The 17,116-nt window shown below is 68.9% G+C and carries 12 protein-coding genes and 1 tRNA gene; 6 read left to right on the top strand and 7 right to left on the bottom strand.

Annotation, left to right across the window (positions count from 1 at the left end; translation table 11 throughout):
- Nucleotides 1-93 precede the first annotated feature (93 nt).
- On the top strand, nucleotides 94-3,387 hold the full coding sequence (locus R8G01_19155; protein MDW3216123.1) for an AAA family ATPase: 3,294 nt from the start codon (nucleotides 94-96) through the stop codon (nucleotides 3,385-3,387).
- A gap of 97 nt (nucleotides 3,388-3,484) precedes the next feature.
- Nucleotides 3,485-4,681, top strand: a complete 1,197-nt coding sequence (locus R8G01_19150) for an IS481 family transposase (GenBank protein ID MDW3216122.1) — start codon at nucleotides 3,485-3,487, stop codon at nucleotides 4,679-4,681.
- A gap of 36 nt (nucleotides 4,682-4,717) precedes the next feature.
- Here R8G01_19150 and R8G01_19145 read toward each other — a convergent pair.
- A tRNA-Tyr gene (locus R8G01_19145) sits at nucleotides 4,718-4,802 on the bottom strand.
- A gap of 89 nt (nucleotides 4,803-4,891) precedes the next feature.
- Here R8G01_19145 and R8G01_19140 point away from each other — a divergent pair.
- Nucleotides 4,892-5,380, top strand: coding sequence for a YajQ family cyclic di-GMP-binding protein (locus tag R8G01_19140; protein ID MDW3216121.1), 489 nt, complete (start codon nucleotides 4,892-4,894; stop codon nucleotides 5,378-5,380).
- A 40-nt stretch (nucleotides 5,381-5,420) separates the two neighbouring features.
- Here the strand turns inward: R8G01_19140 and R8G01_19135 are convergent, their stop codons facing one another.
- Both R8G01_19135 and acs read right to left on the bottom strand, forming a co-directional pair.
- Nucleotides 5,421-7,553, bottom strand: a complete 2,133-nt coding sequence (locus R8G01_19135; GenBank protein ID MDW3216120.1) for a hypothetical protein — start codon at nucleotides 7,551-7,553, stop codon at nucleotides 5,421-5,423.
- On the bottom strand, nucleotides 7,546-9,495 hold the full coding sequence (gene acs / locus R8G01_19130; protein MDW3216119.1) for an acetate--CoA ligase: 1,950 nt from the start codon (nucleotides 9,493-9,495) through the stop codon (nucleotides 7,546-7,548). Before acs ends, R8G01_19135 begins: the two co-directional genes overlap by 8 nt.
- A 212-nt stretch (nucleotides 9,496-9,707) precedes the next feature.
- Here acs and R8G01_19125 point away from each other — a divergent pair, with 212 nt between their 5' ends.
- From R8G01_19125 to R8G01_19115, 3 genes are all read left to right on the top strand, one after another.
- Nucleotides 9,708-10,580, top strand: a complete 873-nt coding sequence (locus R8G01_19125) for a fructosamine kinase family protein (protein ID MDW3216118.1) — start codon at nucleotides 9,708-9,710, stop codon at nucleotides 10,578-10,580.
- A 108-nt stretch (nucleotides 10,581-10,688) separates the two neighbouring features.
- Nucleotides 10,689-12,104, top strand: a complete 1,416-nt coding sequence (locus R8G01_19120; protein ID MDW3216117.1) for a glycoside hydrolase family 30 beta sandwich domain-containing protein — start codon at nucleotides 10,689-10,691, stop codon at nucleotides 12,102-12,104.
- Nucleotides 12,105-12,184: 80 nt separating this feature from the next.
- Nucleotides 12,185-12,481, top strand: a complete 297-nt coding sequence (locus R8G01_19115) for an STAS domain-containing protein (GenBank protein ID MDW3216116.1) — start codon at nucleotides 12,185-12,187, stop codon at nucleotides 12,479-12,481.
- Between the two features lie 89 nt (nucleotides 12,482-12,570).
- On the opposite strand, the gene R8G01_19110 is transcribed toward R8G01_19115, so the two are convergent.
- The 4 genes from R8G01_19110 to R8G01_19095 form a co-directional block, all read right to left on the bottom strand.
- A complete protein-coding gene (locus R8G01_19110) occupies nucleotides 12,571-14,214 on the bottom strand; it encodes a SpoIIE family protein phosphatase (GenBank protein ID MDW3216115.1) in 1,644 nt (547 codons plus the stop codon).
- 134 nt (nucleotides 14,215-14,348) lie between these two features.
- On the bottom strand, nucleotides 14,349-15,164 hold the full coding sequence (locus R8G01_19105; protein ID MDW3216114.1) for an EAL domain-containing protein: 816 nt from the start codon (nucleotides 15,162-15,164) through the stop codon (nucleotides 14,349-14,351).
- Between the two features lie 157 nt (nucleotides 15,165-15,321).
- Nucleotides 15,322-15,720 (bottom strand): ATP-binding protein, encoded by a 399-nt coding sequence (locus R8G01_19100; GenBank protein MDW3216113.1) that lies wholly within the window; start codon nucleotides 15,718-15,720, stop codon nucleotides 15,322-15,324.
- Nucleotides 15,721-15,970: 250 nt separating this feature from the next.
- On the bottom strand, nucleotides 15,971-16,966 hold the full coding sequence (locus R8G01_19095) for an SAM-dependent methyltransferase (GenBank protein MDW3216112.1): 996 nt from the start codon (nucleotides 16,964-16,966) through the stop codon (nucleotides 15,971-15,973).
- Between the last annotated feature and the right edge of the window lie 150 nt (nucleotides 16,967-17,116).

Genomic DNA, 17,116 nt, shown 5'->3' with positions numbered 1-17,116 from the left:
AACGACGCGCGTCCGTCTGGACGGACCTTGTGCCGACCGCGTACGGTGCGCTTGGGTCCCGATGACGCTGAGCGTCACCGGGGTCAGCGGGACATGAACGACAACGACGAAACGACGCCGCCGGCGACGGTGGGCTGGACGGTCAACGTCCGCGGCCCGCTCCGACTGGACCACGACGGGACTCCCGTCGACCTGCGCCCGAAGGAGCGCTCGGTCCTCGCCGCACTCGTCGTGACCCACCCCGTGCCGGCCGACACCGACCGAATCGCCTCGCTGATCTGGGGGCACGCCGTCCCCGGTTCGGCGCACAAGTCGATTCAGAATCACATCGCCCGCATCCGGCGTGCGGCCGGCGACGCCGTGATGACCGAGGCCACCGGATACGCCCTTGCTCCCAGCGTCGTCATCGATGACTCGTCGGCGACGGCCGGCGCCGCCGTGTTGCCGGACCTGGCCGACACCCCCGAGGTCGAGGCGCAACGCGAACGCATCCGCGGTCGCATCCTCACCGACGACGAACGAGCGCTGGAGATCGCCGTCGCCCGAGGCCTCGACGGCGACGTGATCCAGCGACTCCACGCCGCCGTGATCGACGAGCCCTACCGGGAGCAGCGCTGGGTGCTCCTCGCCACGGCTCAGCACACGCTCGGCGATCGCCGCCAGGCGTTGCTGACCTGCCATGCCGCTCGCCGGCACCTCGCCGAAGTCGGCCTGCCGCCCGGCGATCGACTCGTCGACCTCGAACGCACGATCCTCGGCTCCGACTCCGACGGCCCCGACACGGACGACCCCTCGACCGTCGGCCGACCGACGCTGCACCCTCACTTCGACGAACCGTTCGTCGGCAGGACCGACGCCCTGGCGCACCTGCACGAGGCCTGGGACGCTGTCGCCACGCAGCGGCGGCCGGCGCTCGTCATCCTCAAGGGACGCGCCGGCATCGGCAAGACGCGGCTCGCCGACCGGTTCTGCCATGAGGTCTTCGAACGCAACGCTGCGACACGTCTGGTCTGGGGCCGACATCGCAGCTCCGGCGGACGCTCCTCCGGTGCGTTGATCGAGGCCCTCCTCCGACTGCTCGCGTCCGAGCCGGAACTCGCCGCCGAGCACGCCGCCACCGAACGAACGATCCGGCTCGCCGCCGGGCGGATCGGCGACGCGGCCGATCCCGACGATGGACGCGACCTCCGTCGGGCGGTGGTCGAGCTGACCCGCACGATCGCCCGGCAACCGACGATCTGGTTCGTCGACGATCTGCAGTGGGCCTCCACCGATTCGCTCGCGCTGCTCGAGGAGGCCCTCGACGGGGCGACGGGCCCGATCCTCGTCATCGCCACGAGCCGTCCGACCGACCTCGGCAACGACGACGCGATCGGCGCGCTCGAACGGATCGTGCCGACACGGACGATCTGGCTGGACCCGCTGACGGTCGATGACGTGGAGGCGTTGATCGAGCGTCCGGACATGCCGGCCGGCCGCCGGCTCGCCGAGGTGGTCCACGATCGGACCGGGGGCCTGTCGCTCTACGTGAGCGAGATCGCGCGTGCCGCACGACGGCACGGTTCACCGATCGATCCTGCGAACATCCCGACCGCGATCCGGGAATGGGTCACGCATCGCATTCGAGCCCTGCCGCCTGCCGACGCCGGACTGCTGCGCCTCGCTGCCGTGATCGGGCGGCATGTCGATCCGGCGCTCCTCGAGGCCTGCAGCCCGTACGACCCCGGCGAGGTCACCGCCCGATGCGACGAACTCGTGTCCGACGGGTTCCTCACAGTCGGCGACACCGTCTCGACGTTGCAGTTCTCCCACGCGATCACCCGCGACATCGTGCTCGACGGCATCGGCCCACTCGAACGGGCGAGACTGCACCGACACATCGGCCAGACCATGATCGAGCGAGCGGACGCAGGAGCGCCCGATCACGCACGAATCGCTCACCATCTGTCCCGGGCCGGCGAGCCGTGCTCCGAGTCGGCAGCCGAACACGCCGCCGCAGCCGCCGAACAAGAACTCTCCGACGGCGCGTGGCAACGCGCCTCCGAGTTGTTCCGGGTCGCGGTCGACGCGGTACGAACGCCGGGCACCCGTGGCCGCTCACTCGTCGGGCTCGGTCGGGCGCTCGTGTGCCTCGAACGGTTCGACGACGCGGCCGTGGTGTTGCAGGAAGCGCGCCTGTCGGCGATCGCCGACGACCTCCCGATGATCGAGGGAGCCAGCGCGCTGGCGCTCAGCGGGCGAGCCGGGCGCGGCGCGGCGTCCGGTTCCGGCGGGTCGTCGATCGACGACGCGCTGCGACAGGCCATCGAGCACCTGAGCCTCACGCGCGGGCGCGAGGCCGCCGTCCTGCTCAGCGATCTCGAACGCGAACTCGCGTTCAGCCTGCTGCTGAGCGACGACGCCGCGGAGCGTTGCGAACTCCTGACGCGCTCGCTCACCCGGATGCGGGTACTCGATCCACCTTCGCCACGCCCCTTGGCGGCGGCCCTCCTCGGCGAGCGGTACGCACACCTCGATCCCCCGGCGGTCGAGTCGCGACTGGCGAACATCGCCGAGGTGCTGGCGATGCCGCGGCGACAGGTCGGGTCGGAGACCCTCATCGCCGCACACTGCTACCGGCACGAAGATCTGATCCGCACCGGTGACCTGGCCGGCGCGTCCCGGGCACTCGACGCCGCGTCGGAGATCGCCGACCGCTATCCGGAGCCGTACTGGCGCTGGGTGATCACGACCTGGCGATATCTCCGGGCGCTCCACGCCGGCGACCTCGACGGAGCCGAGGAACTGGCGCACGCGGCGGCGTCCACCCGTCGCACGGTCGCCGAGGCCCAGGCCTGTCTCGCGGTGAACCTGGTCAACATTCGCCTGTACCAGGGCCGGCCGGGCGAGATGATGCCGACGTTGGCCGGCGCCGTCGAGCGCCACCCCGAGATCCCGGCTTACCGGGCGGTGCTCGCCTTCTGCGCCGCCGAGGCCGGCGACCTCGACCAGGCCGATGACACGCTCCGCTGGTTCGACCGCACGGGGTACGCGAACCTCCCGACCGACACCAACCGATTCCTGGCGCTGGCGCTGCTCGGTCACGTCGCAGCGACCGTGCGCAACGAAGCGGCCGGTCGATCGTTGCGGGTGTTGCTCGAGCCGTACCGGGCGCACTGGGTGGTCCTCGCGTGCTACGGCGGTGGCGGCGCGTCATGGGGCCCGACCGCCCACGTCCTCGCCCGGCTCGCCGACCTCGCCGGCGACCGGTCGACCGCCGAAGCGGAGTTCGAACGGGCCCTCGCCGAGGCCCGTGACGCACCGCCGGCGCTCGCCCGGATCGAGCAGGATCGCCTGCGGTTCACCGAACCGGCTGCGGCAACGACAACAGCCCGCCAGCAACGCTGACGGGCTGTCATGGTGGGCCGGGAAGTGTGTGAGTTCAGGACATGTGCAACGGTTCTGATCACGACATCTGCAACGCCGGCTCGGCTGAGCTTGGTCGGTGTCGAAGCGTCAGCAGGTGATCTTGTCCGTTGTGCTCGAGGGCCGCTCTCAAGCTGAGGTCGCCCGCTCCTACCAGGTATCGACAGCCACCGTGTCACGGTGGGTCGCCCGCTACCGCACCGACGGTGACACCGCGTTCCAACCCCGATCACGCCGCCCACACACCTCACCGAACCGGCTCACAGATGAACTGATCGAACTGATCGTGAACCTCCGCGACCAGCTCGACTCGAATGGTCTCGATGCCGGCCCCGCCACCATCAGCTGGCACCTCGAACAACACCACGACACACACGTATCGATCTCCACGATCCGCCGCCACCTGATCGCCGCCCGACGCATCACCACGAACCCACGCAAACGACCCCGCTCGTCCTACACCCGGTTCCAAGCCGAACTCCCCAACCAGATGTGGCAAACCGACATGACCCACTGGCCCCTCGCCAACGGCACCACCGGCGCCGAGATCCTCACCTGGCTCGACGACCACTCCCGCTACGCACTCTCCGTCACCGCCCACCGCACCGTCACCGCCCCGATCGTCGTCACCACCTTCGATCACGCCTGCGACCAGCACCAACACCCCGCCAGCGTCCTCTCCGACAACGGCCTCTACTACACCGCCCGGTTCTCCCGCGGCGGCACCAACGGCCCCAACCGATTCGAACAACACCTCATCGACCTCGGCATCGAACAAAAACACTCACGCCCCAACCACCCCACCACCTGCGGCAAAGTCGAACGCTTCCAACAAACCCTCAAGAAATGGCTCACCCAACAACCAGCCGCCACCACCCTCGACGAACTCCAGCACCAACTCGACACCTTCACCAACATCTACAACCACCACCGCCCCCACCGCTCCCTCAACCGCCGCACCCCCACACAGGCCTACACCACACTCCCCAAAGCCAGCCCAGGACAACCCACCCACACCTGGCGCACACGCACCGACCGCGTCGACACAACCGGACGCGTCACCCTCCGCCACAACGGCCGCCTCCACCACATCGGCATCGGCCGAACCCACACCGGCACACCCATCACCATGCTCATCCACAACCTCGACATCCGCATCATCCACGCCACCACCGGCGAACTCCTCCGCCACCTCACCCTCGACCCCACACGCGACTACCAACCCACCGGCAAACCAAAGAACCCACCCCGAAAACACAAACACCCGAACCCCTGAGGGTTCGGGTGTTGCAGATGTCTCGCGACATCACAATGGTGGGCCGGGAAGGATTTGAACCTTCGAAGGCAATGCCGACGGGTTTACAGCCCGTTCCCTTTGGCCACTCGGGCACCGACCCAATCTGTTGGTCGACTCGACGTTGCCGCCGAACCGACCCGGAATCGTACCGGCCAGGAGACCGATTCCCCCAGCCGTTAACCTGACGACATGCCCAGTTTCGATGTCGTCTCCGAAGTCGATCGCCAGGAAGTCCGCAACGCCGTCGACCAAGCAAGTCGCGAAATCGCGAACCGCTTCGACTTCAAGAACACGAACTCGTCGATCGAGCAGAACGAGCTCGTGCTCACGCTCGCCACCGTCAGCGAAGACCGCCTCGACGCGCTCCGGACGGTGCTCGAGGAGAAGCTCGTGAAGCGCGGGGTCTCCCTGCGCGGCGTCGAGTACGGCGACGTCCAGGAGGCATCGCACGACACGGTCCGTCAGGTCGTCACGATCAAGGTCGGCATCTCCAGCGACAAGGCCAAGGAGATCAACAAGCTGATCAAGGCCGAGGGACCGAAGGGCGTGCAGAGTCAGACGCAGGGCGAAACGGTTCGCGTCTCCAGCAAGAAGCGTGACCATCTGCAAGATGTCATGGCGCTCCTGAAGAACGGCGATCTCGGCATTCCGCTGCAGTTCAACAACTTCCGCGACTGAGCCAACGGGTCGGCTCGGGCCGTGACGCCCGATCGGCCGGTCAGTTCGTGAGTCGGCGCTGCTGGCGATCGATCAACGCATCGACCGTCCCGGCATTCGCCGGCGATGCCGCTTCGGCGCCCGGGTCGCACGCATCGAGCTGCACCCGTGTCGGCCCGACCGAGGTGGCCAGTGCCTGCGATGCAGCAGGGGCGTTCGCCGCCCAGGTCAGCAGCGAGGCGAACACACTGTTGCCGGCCGCTTCATCGACGGTGTCGAACACTGCGACGAAGCACGTCACGCCGGCCCGCGAGACCGGCCGGTAGGAGTCGGCGACGACCTGGTCGACCAGCAGATCGACGGTCGCCCCCGGCAGACGGGCACCCCACGCCAACGACCAGTCGTCGTTGCCGAGCGCTCGCGGCGCTGCGAGCGACACCTCACCGGGTTGGATCAGCGCTCCTGCCGCCGTGGCCGGGGCGTCGTCGAGCACGGTTGCAATGCTGGCCGGATAGGGATCACCGACCGTGTACGTGGCGGGGTCGAGCCCGATCGCCGACAGGATCGGCTCGCCGAGGACCTTGACGGCGGCGAGTTCGTACGCGATCGGGAGCGGCAGAGCGTCGTCGGCAGGCTCTCGGGCGCCGACGGCACCACCGGTCGCGAGCACCTCGTCGACGGCTCTGGTGGCGATCGATTCGAGCGAGGAGACTCCGGTCAGACCGTTGCCGAGCTCGATGTCGTCGCCGACCGACGCGTCGGACACATCGGGGTTCGCATCAGGGTTCGCATCGGCGAACTGGGCGTCGAAGGCCTGGTTCAGCGCCACGCGAAGATCGCCGGCACCGACCGCCGGGTCGACACCTTCGAGTTGATAGATCTGATCACCGGTCGGGTCGTACACGGCGGTCGTCGACACGGTCAACGCAGCACCGACCGACGTTGCGTCGACCGATCCGGTCGCGACGCCGAGCGCACGCCATTCCGGGACGCGTTCGACCCAGGCGTCGCCGATCGCCGCGGCCTGCAGACGTTCGCCGAGTTCGGCCGCCGGGACGGCGACGAGCGGCACGGGACGATCGAAGGATCCACGCTCGGCTTCGATCTCGTTGACGATCGGCGTCAGTTGGGCATCCCATTCGGTGTCGAAGAGCAGGGATCGGCCGAATACGAGGGCTCCGGCGATCAGGCCGCCGATGACGACGAAGGCGAGGAGCGAGCGAGCGAACATCTTGCCCTGGCGCTGCTGCTTGCTGGCCCGGAGCTGAGCCGAACGGAGCGCATTGATGTCAGGGGTGGACGGTGCCGAGCTGACCGGTTCGGCGATCGGCGGCGGCGCTGCCGGGTTCGACGCCGGCAGGCTCGGCATGAACGCCGGCGACGGGACGCTCGGGGCAGCGGTCGGCACGCTCGGTGCCGCGGCAGTGGACGACGAGGGCAGGTTCGGAGCACCCGTGGCATTGCCCGACTCCAGATCGTCGAAGACGGACGAACGGCTGAAGGGCCGGGGAGCAGCATCGGCCGGCGTGGCCTCCCTGATCTCCGGAACGGCATCCTGCGCCGGCCGCATCTGTGATTCGAGGTGGGTGCCCGGTACCCGTCGCGGATAGTCGGGCTGCGGTGCCTCGGCGGGCGGCGGCGCGACAGGCGGCGGAGTGGCGGCGGGCGGTGCCGGGACGGGCGGCGTCGAGGGTTCCCGGACGACCGATTCGTACGTCATCGGCTCGATCGGGCGCGTCAGGCGGGACGGGGGCGGCGGCGTCGCCGAGGGTGGGGCGACGAACGGTTCGGGGTCGGGCGCAGCGGCCGGCTCGGCGACCGGTGGGACCGCCTCGTGTGACGGGGGCGGAACCGGTTCGGTCGGGGTCGGGTGTTCATCGGCCGCGGGCGTCTCGGCCGGCGCATCGCCGGCGAGACGCGCGAGCGCTCCGCCGAGGTCGAACTGGAACGACGAGTCGCCGCGAGACGGCTGGGGCGAGGGTCGGTGATCGGTCTCCACGGGCGCGCCACCGGAATCGGTGACCGCATCCCATGTCAGGCGAGGGCGTCCGGTGGGTCCATCAAGCACGTCAGTGTCATCGGCATCGCCCAGTAGGTCCTTGAGGCTGGGCGGCTCGATCCGACGGGACGCATCGGAGTCACCGAGGGGTTCGTCGTCGGGTTCGCCACTGTCGGGTCGGGGACCGTCACTCATCGCCACCCCCGCCGGCGGCTCGGCTCTGGAGTTCGTCGACGATCGATGCGTCGGCGAGTGTGGTGGTGTCGCCGATGTTGCGACCCTCGGCCACGTCGCGGAGCAGCCGCCGCATGATCTTGCCCGACCGCGTCTTGGGCAGGTCCGGGGTGATGAAGATCGCCTTCGGCTTCGCGATCGCCCCGATTTCGTGCGCGACGTGGTCGCGGAGATCCGCGACCGAGACGTCGGCACCACCACGCAGGATGACGTATGCGAACACCGCTTGACCCGTCGTGGCGTCGGTGGCTCCGACGACGGCGGCCTCGGCGACGGACGGGTGCGAGACGAGGGCCGACTCCACCTCGGTCGTCGAGATTCGGTGGCCGGAGACGTTCATGACGTCGTCGACGCGGCCGAGCAGCCAGAGATAGCCGTCGTCGTCGAGCTTGGCTCCGTCGCCGGCGAAGTAGCGGCCCGGGAACCGCGACCAGTACGTGTCGCTGAAGCGCTGCGGGTCACCCCAGATCCCTCGGAGCATGCCCGGCCATGGCCGGGTGAGCGTGAGGTAGCCGCCACCGTTGCTCACCGTGTTCGCGTCGTCGTCGACGAGTTCCGCCGTCACCCCCGGCAGCGGGAACGTGGCCGAGCCGGGCTTCGTGGTGGTCGCACCCGGCAGGGGACTGATCATGATGCCGCCCGTCTCCGTCTGCCACCAGGTGTCGACGATCGGGCAGTTCCCGCCGCCGATGTGCTCGCGGTACCACATCCACGCCTCGGGGTTGATCGGCTCACCGACGGTACCGAGCAACTGCAACGACGACAGATCGTGCTTGGCCGGCTCGTCGGCTCCCCACTTCATGAACGTGCGGATCGCCGTCGGTGCGGTGTAGAACTTCGTGACGCCGTACTTCTCGATGATCTCCCAGAAGCGGTCGTTGGCCGGGTAGTTGGGAACACCCTCGTACATCACCTGGGTGCATCCGTTGGCCAGGGGGCCGTAGACGATGTAGCTGTGACCCGTGATCCAACCCACGTCGGCCGTGCACCAGAAGACGTCGGTCGCCGGATGCAGGTCGAACACGTACTTGTGGGTGAAGGCGACGTGGGTGAGGTAGCCACCCATCGTGTGCATGATGCCCTTCGGCTTGCCCGTGGTCCCGCTGGTGTAGAGCAGGAACAGCAGGTCCTCGGAGTCCATCGGCTCGGCCGGGCAGTCGGCGGACGCGCCGTCCATCAGGTCGTGGTACCAGTGGTCCCGACCGTCGACCATCGTCACGTCGTTGCCACCACGCTTGACGACGACGACGTGCTCGATGGTCGAGGTGTTCTCGACGGCTTCGTCGCACGCCGGCTTGAGCGGGAACACCTCGCCGCGCCGGTACCCGCCATCGGCGGTGATCAGCAGCTTTGCGTCGGCGTCGTCGATGCGGTCGGACAGCGATTGGGCGGAGAACCCGCCGAACACGACGCTGTGAGGCGCGCCGATGCGGGCGCACGCGAGCATGGCCACCGCCGCTTCCGGGATCATCGGCATGTAGATCATGACCCGATCGCCCTTGGTCGCCCCGAGTCCCTTCAGGACGTTGGCGAACTTCGACACCTCGTCGAGCAGATCGGAGTACGTGATGGTGCGCGTGTCACCCGGTTCGCCCTCCCAGTGGATCGCGACCCGATCCCCGAAGCCGGCCTCGACGTGACGATCGAGGCAGTTGTCGGCGACGTTGAGTTCGCCGCCGACGAACCACTTGGCGTTCGGCAACTGCCAGTCGAGGATCGTGTCCCATTCCTTGGTCCAGCGGAGGGCACCGGCCTGACGAGCCCAGAAACCCTCGTCGTCCTCGGCCTCGTCGTAGAGCGACGTGTCACTCACGAGCGAGCCCGAGCGGAATGCCTCCGACGGCGGAAACTTCCGGTGCTCCGCCATCAGCGCGTCGATCGTGTCATGGTGCTCCTCGGTCATGGCATGCCATCGTAGAACAGCCACCGTCAGCTCGGTCCGGTCCACTCCCACCCGATCGGCAAGCTGGGCGCCCCACCGTCCGGGACCCTCGCCACCGGGCGTGCCACACTCATGGACCATGACCCCGTCGACCGTCGTTCCGCGTCCGACCTCGGTGTTCACGCTCACGACCGCCGACATCATCGTCGACGCCGTGGGTCACGGCTGATTCGATGCGCCTCGTCGAGGCCATCGCCGCGACGCTCGACGTGGCGGTCGTCGCGACATCCGGCGTCACGGGTGGCGACGTCGCCGAGTCCCACCGATTCGAGTTGGCCGACGGTCGAACCGTCTTCGTGAAGACACATCGCGACCCGCCGACGCACTTCTTCACCACCGAAGCTGCCGGGCTGGAGTGGCTCCGGGCGGCGGCGGCCGCGTCGGTGCCCGAGGTGCTGTCGGTGTCCGACGGCGACGAGGACGTTCCACCGCACCTCGCGCTGCCCTGGATCGAGACGGGCCGTTCCCGGGGCTCCGACGCAGAGTTCGGACGCTCGCTCGCCCGGCTGCACCGCTCGGGCGCCCCACACTTCGGGCGCGCCGATCGACGGACGACGGGAAGCCGTGCCCTGCCGAACGAACCGTGCGACACGTGGACCGAGTTCTTGTCCACCCAACGGCTGCAGCCACTGATCGGGCTCGCGGCCGACGCCGGAGCACTGGCTCCGACGACACTCGAGGGGATCCGGTGGATCTCCGAGCACCTCGACGAACTCGGCGTGCCACGTGAACCCCCGGCACGTCTGCACGGCGACCTCTGGGCCGGCAATCGGTTGATCGACGTCACCGGAACGTCGTGGCTGATCGATCCGGCCGCTCACGGAGGGCATCGCGAGTTCGATCTGGCCATGATGCGGCTGTTCGGCGGCTTCGGCATCGAGTGCTTCGAGGCATACGACCAGGAGTACGCGCTGGGCGACGGCTGGCGCGAACGGCTCCCGCTGCACCAGTTGGCGCCGCTCACGGTCCACGCGATCAAGTTCGGCGGCGGGTACGCGACGGCGACCGACGAAGCGGTCCGATCGGTGCGACGAAACCTCGGCTGACGCCGCCGTGGCGACCGGCCGAGCCGGCCCGCCCGACCAGACGCGATCTTGAGGAAACAACCTGCCGTTTCGCGTTTACGCGGTGCGCGCCAGGGGGACGTTCCTGCCATGACCGAGCAGCCGACCGAACGAGGGAACACGTTCCTCGAGTTTTCCGTCCTCGTGACGGCGGTCGCGGTGCTCATGCTCGCCGTCCTCGAACTGCACGTGAAGCCGCAGGCTGCGCTCGCCGACGGCCCCGCCGTCGCCTCGGCCGACGGGATCGAACGAGTCGCTCCGGTCGACAGCTGGACCGTCACGGCCACGTCGCCGATCGACGGCTCGCGGCGTCTCGCCGCCGTCGGTACCGGGAGTTCCGCTCCGGCCACGCGATCGGTGCGGATCGACCTCGACGAGATCGGCCAGGAGTGGATGGGCGTGGGCGGGGCCTTCACCGACGTGTCGGTCGACCTGCTCGCCGCCGACGGCGATGCGCTCGGCCTGCTGTTCGACCCGAGCCGCGCCGACGGCGCACAACTCGACCTCGGACGCCTGCCGCTGTCCGCCACCGACTTCTCCGCGACCGCGTGGACCTGGGGGTGGGACGCCCGCTCCCGGGTCGCCACGCCGACGGCCGAGGCCCGCAGGGCCGCCGACGTCACCATCGCAGCGTTCGAGCTGCAGCCCGACCTCGGCCTCGTCGCGACACCGTGGACGGCGCCCGACTCGATGATCGCCTCCGATGGCGGCCTCGCAACCGACGCCCAAGCGGACTACGCCGCTCTCCTCCGACAGCAGGTCGAGTGGTTGCTCGCCACCGGCGCACCGATCGATGCCATCAGCCTCGCCAACGAGCCCGGCCACCTGGCCGACTACCCCTCGATGACGATCTCCGACGAACAGTTGGTCGACCTGGCTCGCACGGTGCGACCGGCCCTCGACGCCAACGGCGTCGACCTCTGGGCGGTCGACCACAACTGGGCCGACCGTGACCGTGTCGACACCGTCATCGACGGCGCCGACTTCGACGCCGCTGCATTCCACTGCTACGAGGGCACCCCCGACCAGATGGCAGGTCTGTCGGTGCCGGCCGTCGTGACCGAGTGCACCGGCACCGACGACAACTGGACGAGCACGTTCGGGTGGGACAGCAGGGTGCTCGTCACCGAATCGATCCGAGCCGGGGCGTCGGGGCTGCTCATGTGGAACCTCGCCCAGACCCCTGACACCGTCACGTTGCCGGGCGGTTGCGACAACTGCCGCGGTCTGCTGACCATCGATCCCGCCGCCGGTACGGTCGCACCCGGCCCCGAGTTCTTCACGCTCGCCCACCTGTCACGGGCGGCCGACCCCGGTGCCGTCCGTGTGGGAACCAACCGGGTCGACCGGTTTCCGACCGTGGCGTTCGTCAACCCCGACGGCACCGTCGGCGTCTTCGGTCACAACGACACCGACGCGTCGCAGGTCGTCGAGATCGAGACGACCGCCGGCGACCGCACCGCGTTCACGATCGGCCCGTGGGAGATGTTCTCCATCCGGCACTGACGGCGACCACCCCGGGTTCCGGAGCGTGCGGCGGCGATTCCAGTACCATTGGGCGCCTTCGCCCACGACAAGGAACCCCCATGGAAGAATCAGAAGAACTGGAACTCAACGAGGTCGACGGTGTGATCGAGGTCGTCGGCGAGATCGACGCCTCCACCGCCGGTCAGCTCGCCGACGCGATCGCGGAGCGCGAGGGCGATGTCGTCATCGATGTCGCCGGCGTCGCGTTCATCGACTCGAGCGGCATCCGAGCCCTGATTGCGTCGCAGCAGGCCGTCGAAGCGCAGGGGGCCACGCTGACCATCCGCAACCCGTCGCCGGCGGTGCTGCGCTTGTTCCAACTCAGCAGCCTCGAAGAGTTCTTCAACCTGGCCTGAGCGTGCGGTGCGGGCGACGGCGTGCTCGCCGAGCCCGCTCGTGACCGATCCGGCGCCCGCCGGTTCGACGCCCGATCCGGACCGACGGATCAGCAGCGGAGACGGATCCGCACGAACGACGTGTCGTCGTGGTTGGTCGACGTCGTGACCTCGTCGACCAGGTCGGCGACCGGCCGATCGGGCGACCGGACCACGGCGTCGAAGACTCTCGCGAGCCCGCTGTCGATGATCTCGCCCGCCCGTTCGACCACACCGTCGGTGTAGATCACCAGCGTCGCGGGTCCGTCCAGCTGCACGGTGGCCGACGGGCGCGCCCGTGGGAACGGCAGGCCGATCGGGGTCGAACGACCCTCGTAGAGCCACCGCCAACTGCCGTCGGCGGCTCCGAGCATCGCCGGGGGGTGCCCGGCGGTCGAATACTTGAGCTCACGTCGCGCCGGGTCGAAGATGGCGAAGAACGCGGTCGCGTAGGGTCGTGTGATCGTCGAGCGGGCGAACACGTCGAGCGCGTCGGCGATCTCGCCCGGTTCGCTGGCGAACATCGACAGCGCCGATGCGGCGAAGCGCAACTTGCCCATCGTGATGAGCGCCTCCTCGCCGTGCCCCGCCACGTCGCCGATCATGATCGCGACGCGACCGTCGGGGAGCGGGACGACGTCGTACCAGTCGCCACCCACCTTCAGCTCCTCGTTGGGCGACTGCGAGATCCCCTCGGCGTCGACATGGTCCGACCGGATCAACGGGTCGGGAGCGAGCGCTTCGCGGAGCACCTCGGTGGCACGCAGTCGGGAGCCGGCGAGCGCGGATGCCGATTGGCGCTCCGACGACTCGGCGGCGACCAGCAGGCCGGCGGCCGCCATCGCCCACAGCTGCAACTTGACGAGCAGGATGCCGCGCGAGCCCTCCATGCCGGCCACGAGCGCGTCCTCTGGGATCCACGACGTCACGGCGACCGCGACGACGAGCACACTCGTGGCCGCAGCGGCGAGGCTCCCGAGCCGAGCACTGATCACCACGAGCGGCACCACGGCCAGGAAGCCGATCGGCAGGTCGGTGACCCAGTGGAGGAAGAAGCCGAACGCGGTGGTGAGGCCGATCAGCACCACCGTCTCCACGGTGTTCACCGAGCCGCGTTCGTAGGTGAACACCGTGAGGAGGAGGCCACCGACGACCAGCACGCCGAGGCTGTCGCCGAGGCCCCACGACCACCAGATGCTCCGGAACGGGCCGCCACCCATGAAGACCGTGAACCCGCCGATCGCGCCGCCGATCGTCGGGCCGATGATGACCGCCCCGGCCATGAAACCGAACAGGTCCCACCGGCGACGGATGTCGATCCGGCGGCGTTGCCCCCGGGTGGCGATGAGCGCACCCGCCACGGGTTCGATCGTGTTGGCGGCGGCGAAACCGAGGAGCGACCACATCGAGAAGCCGCCGGAATCGATGTCGACGTAGAACTCGGCGAGGAAGGCGGCGGCGAGCACGAACGGCCACTGACGGCGATCGCTCAGCAGGAGGGCCGCCGAGGTGATCCCGGCGGGCACGAAGAAGACGGCGCCGAGCCCGGAGAGGTCGAGGAGGTAGAACGCGAAGTAGGCGCCCGCCACATAGCCGATCAGGACGACACAGAACAGGAGCGCGTCGCGCGTGCGGCGGCGGACATCGATCCGCTGGAGCAGTGGCAGCTCTGGTGTCGTGGGCGCGGTGGCAGCCCGAGTCAGATGAGTGGTCACGATGCTGTTGCTTCGGCCGGTGATCGCCGAGCCTTGACCAACACAGTTGTTATAACAACTAACTGGGACCGCGAGGGGTCGTTCGGCCCTCGTTTCGAGGGCGAATGCCCTGGAAACGGGTGGCTATCTCCCCGTTATCCCAGGCGGTCCAGGGAGGACGGCGGACGCTCCGCACGCGCCAACCACCCCTGGTACGCATCGACGCTCTGGCCCTCGAGCGCCCGCAGCTGCTCGGCACGCTCGACGCCGACGGCGACGACGAAGATCCCGTCGTGGCGGCAGCGTTCGAAGAAGTTCCGCGCCGCCGCCACATCGGCGGTGTCGGCGGCGAGTTGTGCGGTGAGCACCGGATCGAGTTTGACCACGTCGGGCTCGAGACTCGTGATCGACCGCAACGACGCCGGCCCGAGGTCGGCGACATGGATCGCGAGTCGGGTCCCGGTGGCGTGGACCTTGTCGATCGTCATACGCAAACGGCCGAGGCTCGGCAGCGATGTCTGCCCGGTCAGCTCGACCACCAGACGATCGTCGTCGACGTCGTGGAGACGCTCGAGGAAGCGCGGGTCGACCAGCGCCTCCGCCGAGGCGTTCACCCCGATGAAGCCGGTGGCCTCTTCGCGATACCGCTCGATGACGGCATCGAGCACCGACAGTTCGAGGTCGACACCGATGCCCATCGCGTGCGCGACCCGGAACCACGCCAGGGTCGACAGTTGACCCGGAAAGGCCGCCAACGCCTCGCTCCCCACGACGGAACCTGTCTGCAGGTGCACGATCGGGTCGAAGTCGACGTTCCGATTCGCATGCCGCATCAGCGTCATCAGCTGGTCGTGGTACCGGTCGAACTCGGCTCCCACGAACTCGTCGACACCGGGGATCAGGTCGGACGTCGGCGCGGACGACGGACCGGGCGCGGGCCGTCCGATCATCGGGTTCGTGGTCTCGTACATGGTCTACCGCCTCGTGGGTCGATCGCTGTCACCCACCGCGGGATGGGTGGGTTCACTCTTCCCCGGCCCGCATCGATGCAAAACCGGAATTCGTGCTTCTTGAGGTTCCCTGAACAGTTCGTGCCCGAGCGCGCGGTCGGCCGACGCTGCAGCGGCGTCAGACCGACGGCAGCGGAATGTCGAGTCGGATCGTGCTCGCCCCGGCGGTGTGGAACACCGTGCGGGCGCGGGCGATCTGGTCGACGACGAAGAGTCCGCGGCCAGTGGCGCTGTCGTCTCCGGGCAGAGCGGTGGGCTCGTTCAACGGGGTGGGGATCGCCGACTGGTGCGCGATCGTGGCGACGACGTCGTCGCCGACGATCTCGAGCGACACGTCGACCGAGGCGGCCGAGCTGTGGACGAACGCGTTGGTGACGACCTCGACGGTGGCCAACTGTACGTCGGCGACGAAGAGGGGCAGGTCCACGCCGAGCTCACCGAGCCATTCAGCCAGTCGTCGTCGCATCGCTCGGAGGCCCGCAACGGAGCCGACCGTGGTGGCGTGGCGATCGCTCATACCGGCATCACGTGCATCATGGCCTGCCGGGCGCGACATGACGTCGGTGTCGTGGGCTGCTCCGGCCGCGTGCGAATCATGTGCTGCCGGCGATCCGTTCGACCAACTGTCCATATCAACGCTTCACTTCCCGGTTCCGAACCGTGGCTGGGCCCCAACGGCCTGGCATGTTCCCTCGGCTCTCCGACGTTGCATCGGCAGGTGCGGGCGTGAACTTGACCGCGATCGGTGGCGAAATCGAAGCGCCAGGTCACGGCGCCGAACGCGCTCGCCATTCGCACACGGTGAAACCACCGAGGCCACCGAGGTCGAGCAGGGCTTCGGACTCGGCGACGCGACTGCGCATGCGCAGGGCGGTGAGGTCCGGACGGGATGCGTGCTCCGCCCAGTGGCGCTTGCCCTCGTCGACGAGTTGATCGATCCCGTGCAGCTGCAGCCAGTGCGCCTGTGACCGGACCGCGTCGGGTTCGGGCAACTGGTCGAGGGCGACCTCGGTCGTGATGTCTTGTGAACCAGGCTCACGCAGGTAGTGATCACCGCGCTGATGGCCACGATAGGTCCTGAGCCACTCACGCCACGGGCGCACGGCGAGGCCCGCCGTGGTCGGCGTGGCATAGTCGATGACGACGACGGTGCCGGAACGCAGTCGGGCGCGTGCCGCTACGACCCAGTCGGCAGCGGCATCCTGGAGTGGTGCTCTGGCGCCCAGGGGCGCTGCCGACGGCAGGACGGGCGGCAGCGGGTCGAATCGGTCGCTCAGGTGTTCGGCCCACTGTCCGTCCGGGCCCGCGATCACGTATGCCTCGCGCCAGCCGTCGTCGAAGACCGCCAGCCGGAACGGGAGATTGTCGAGGAGCTCGTTGGCGATGATCACGCCGTCGAACGGACCGGCCGGCAGCTCGGCCAGCGACTCGACACCCGACGGATGTTGCTCTCGCTGCGGGCCCGACACGTCGACCGTGACGTAGCGTAGTGCCGACGCACATGCGGGTGATGCGCCGAGGATCGCCCGCGCCAGCGTGCCCGGGCCGGCGCCGGCGTCGACGACGAGGAACGGGTCGGGTTCACCGATCCGGCGCCATTCGGCATCGAGGAAACGCGCCACGACGGCGCCGAACAGCGGCCCGACCTCCGGTGACGTGATGAAGTCGCCGCGCCGGCCGGCGCGGCCGCCGGTCGAGTAGAACCCGTCGGGGCCGTAGAGCGCGTCGGCCATGAACCGGTCGAACGGGATCGGCTCAGTCATGCCGGCCGTCCGATCGCGAGTTGTGCCTGGAGGATCAGCGGATAGGTCGCTCCGCTCCTTTTCATTCCGCTGATTCCTCCCCGTATCCATCGGGAGTGTCGAGCGGCCAGGTTCGACAGAGCCTCACCTATCCGCTCGACCTCCAGGCAC

Source organism: Ilumatobacteraceae bacterium (genome assembly GCA_033344875.1).
Lineage (GTDB): Bacteria > Actinomycetota > Acidimicrobiia > Acidimicrobiales > Ilumatobacteraceae > Ilumatobacter.
Note: the sequence above shows the minus strand (reverse complement) of the source record. Positions and strands in the feature narration are given on the sequence as shown.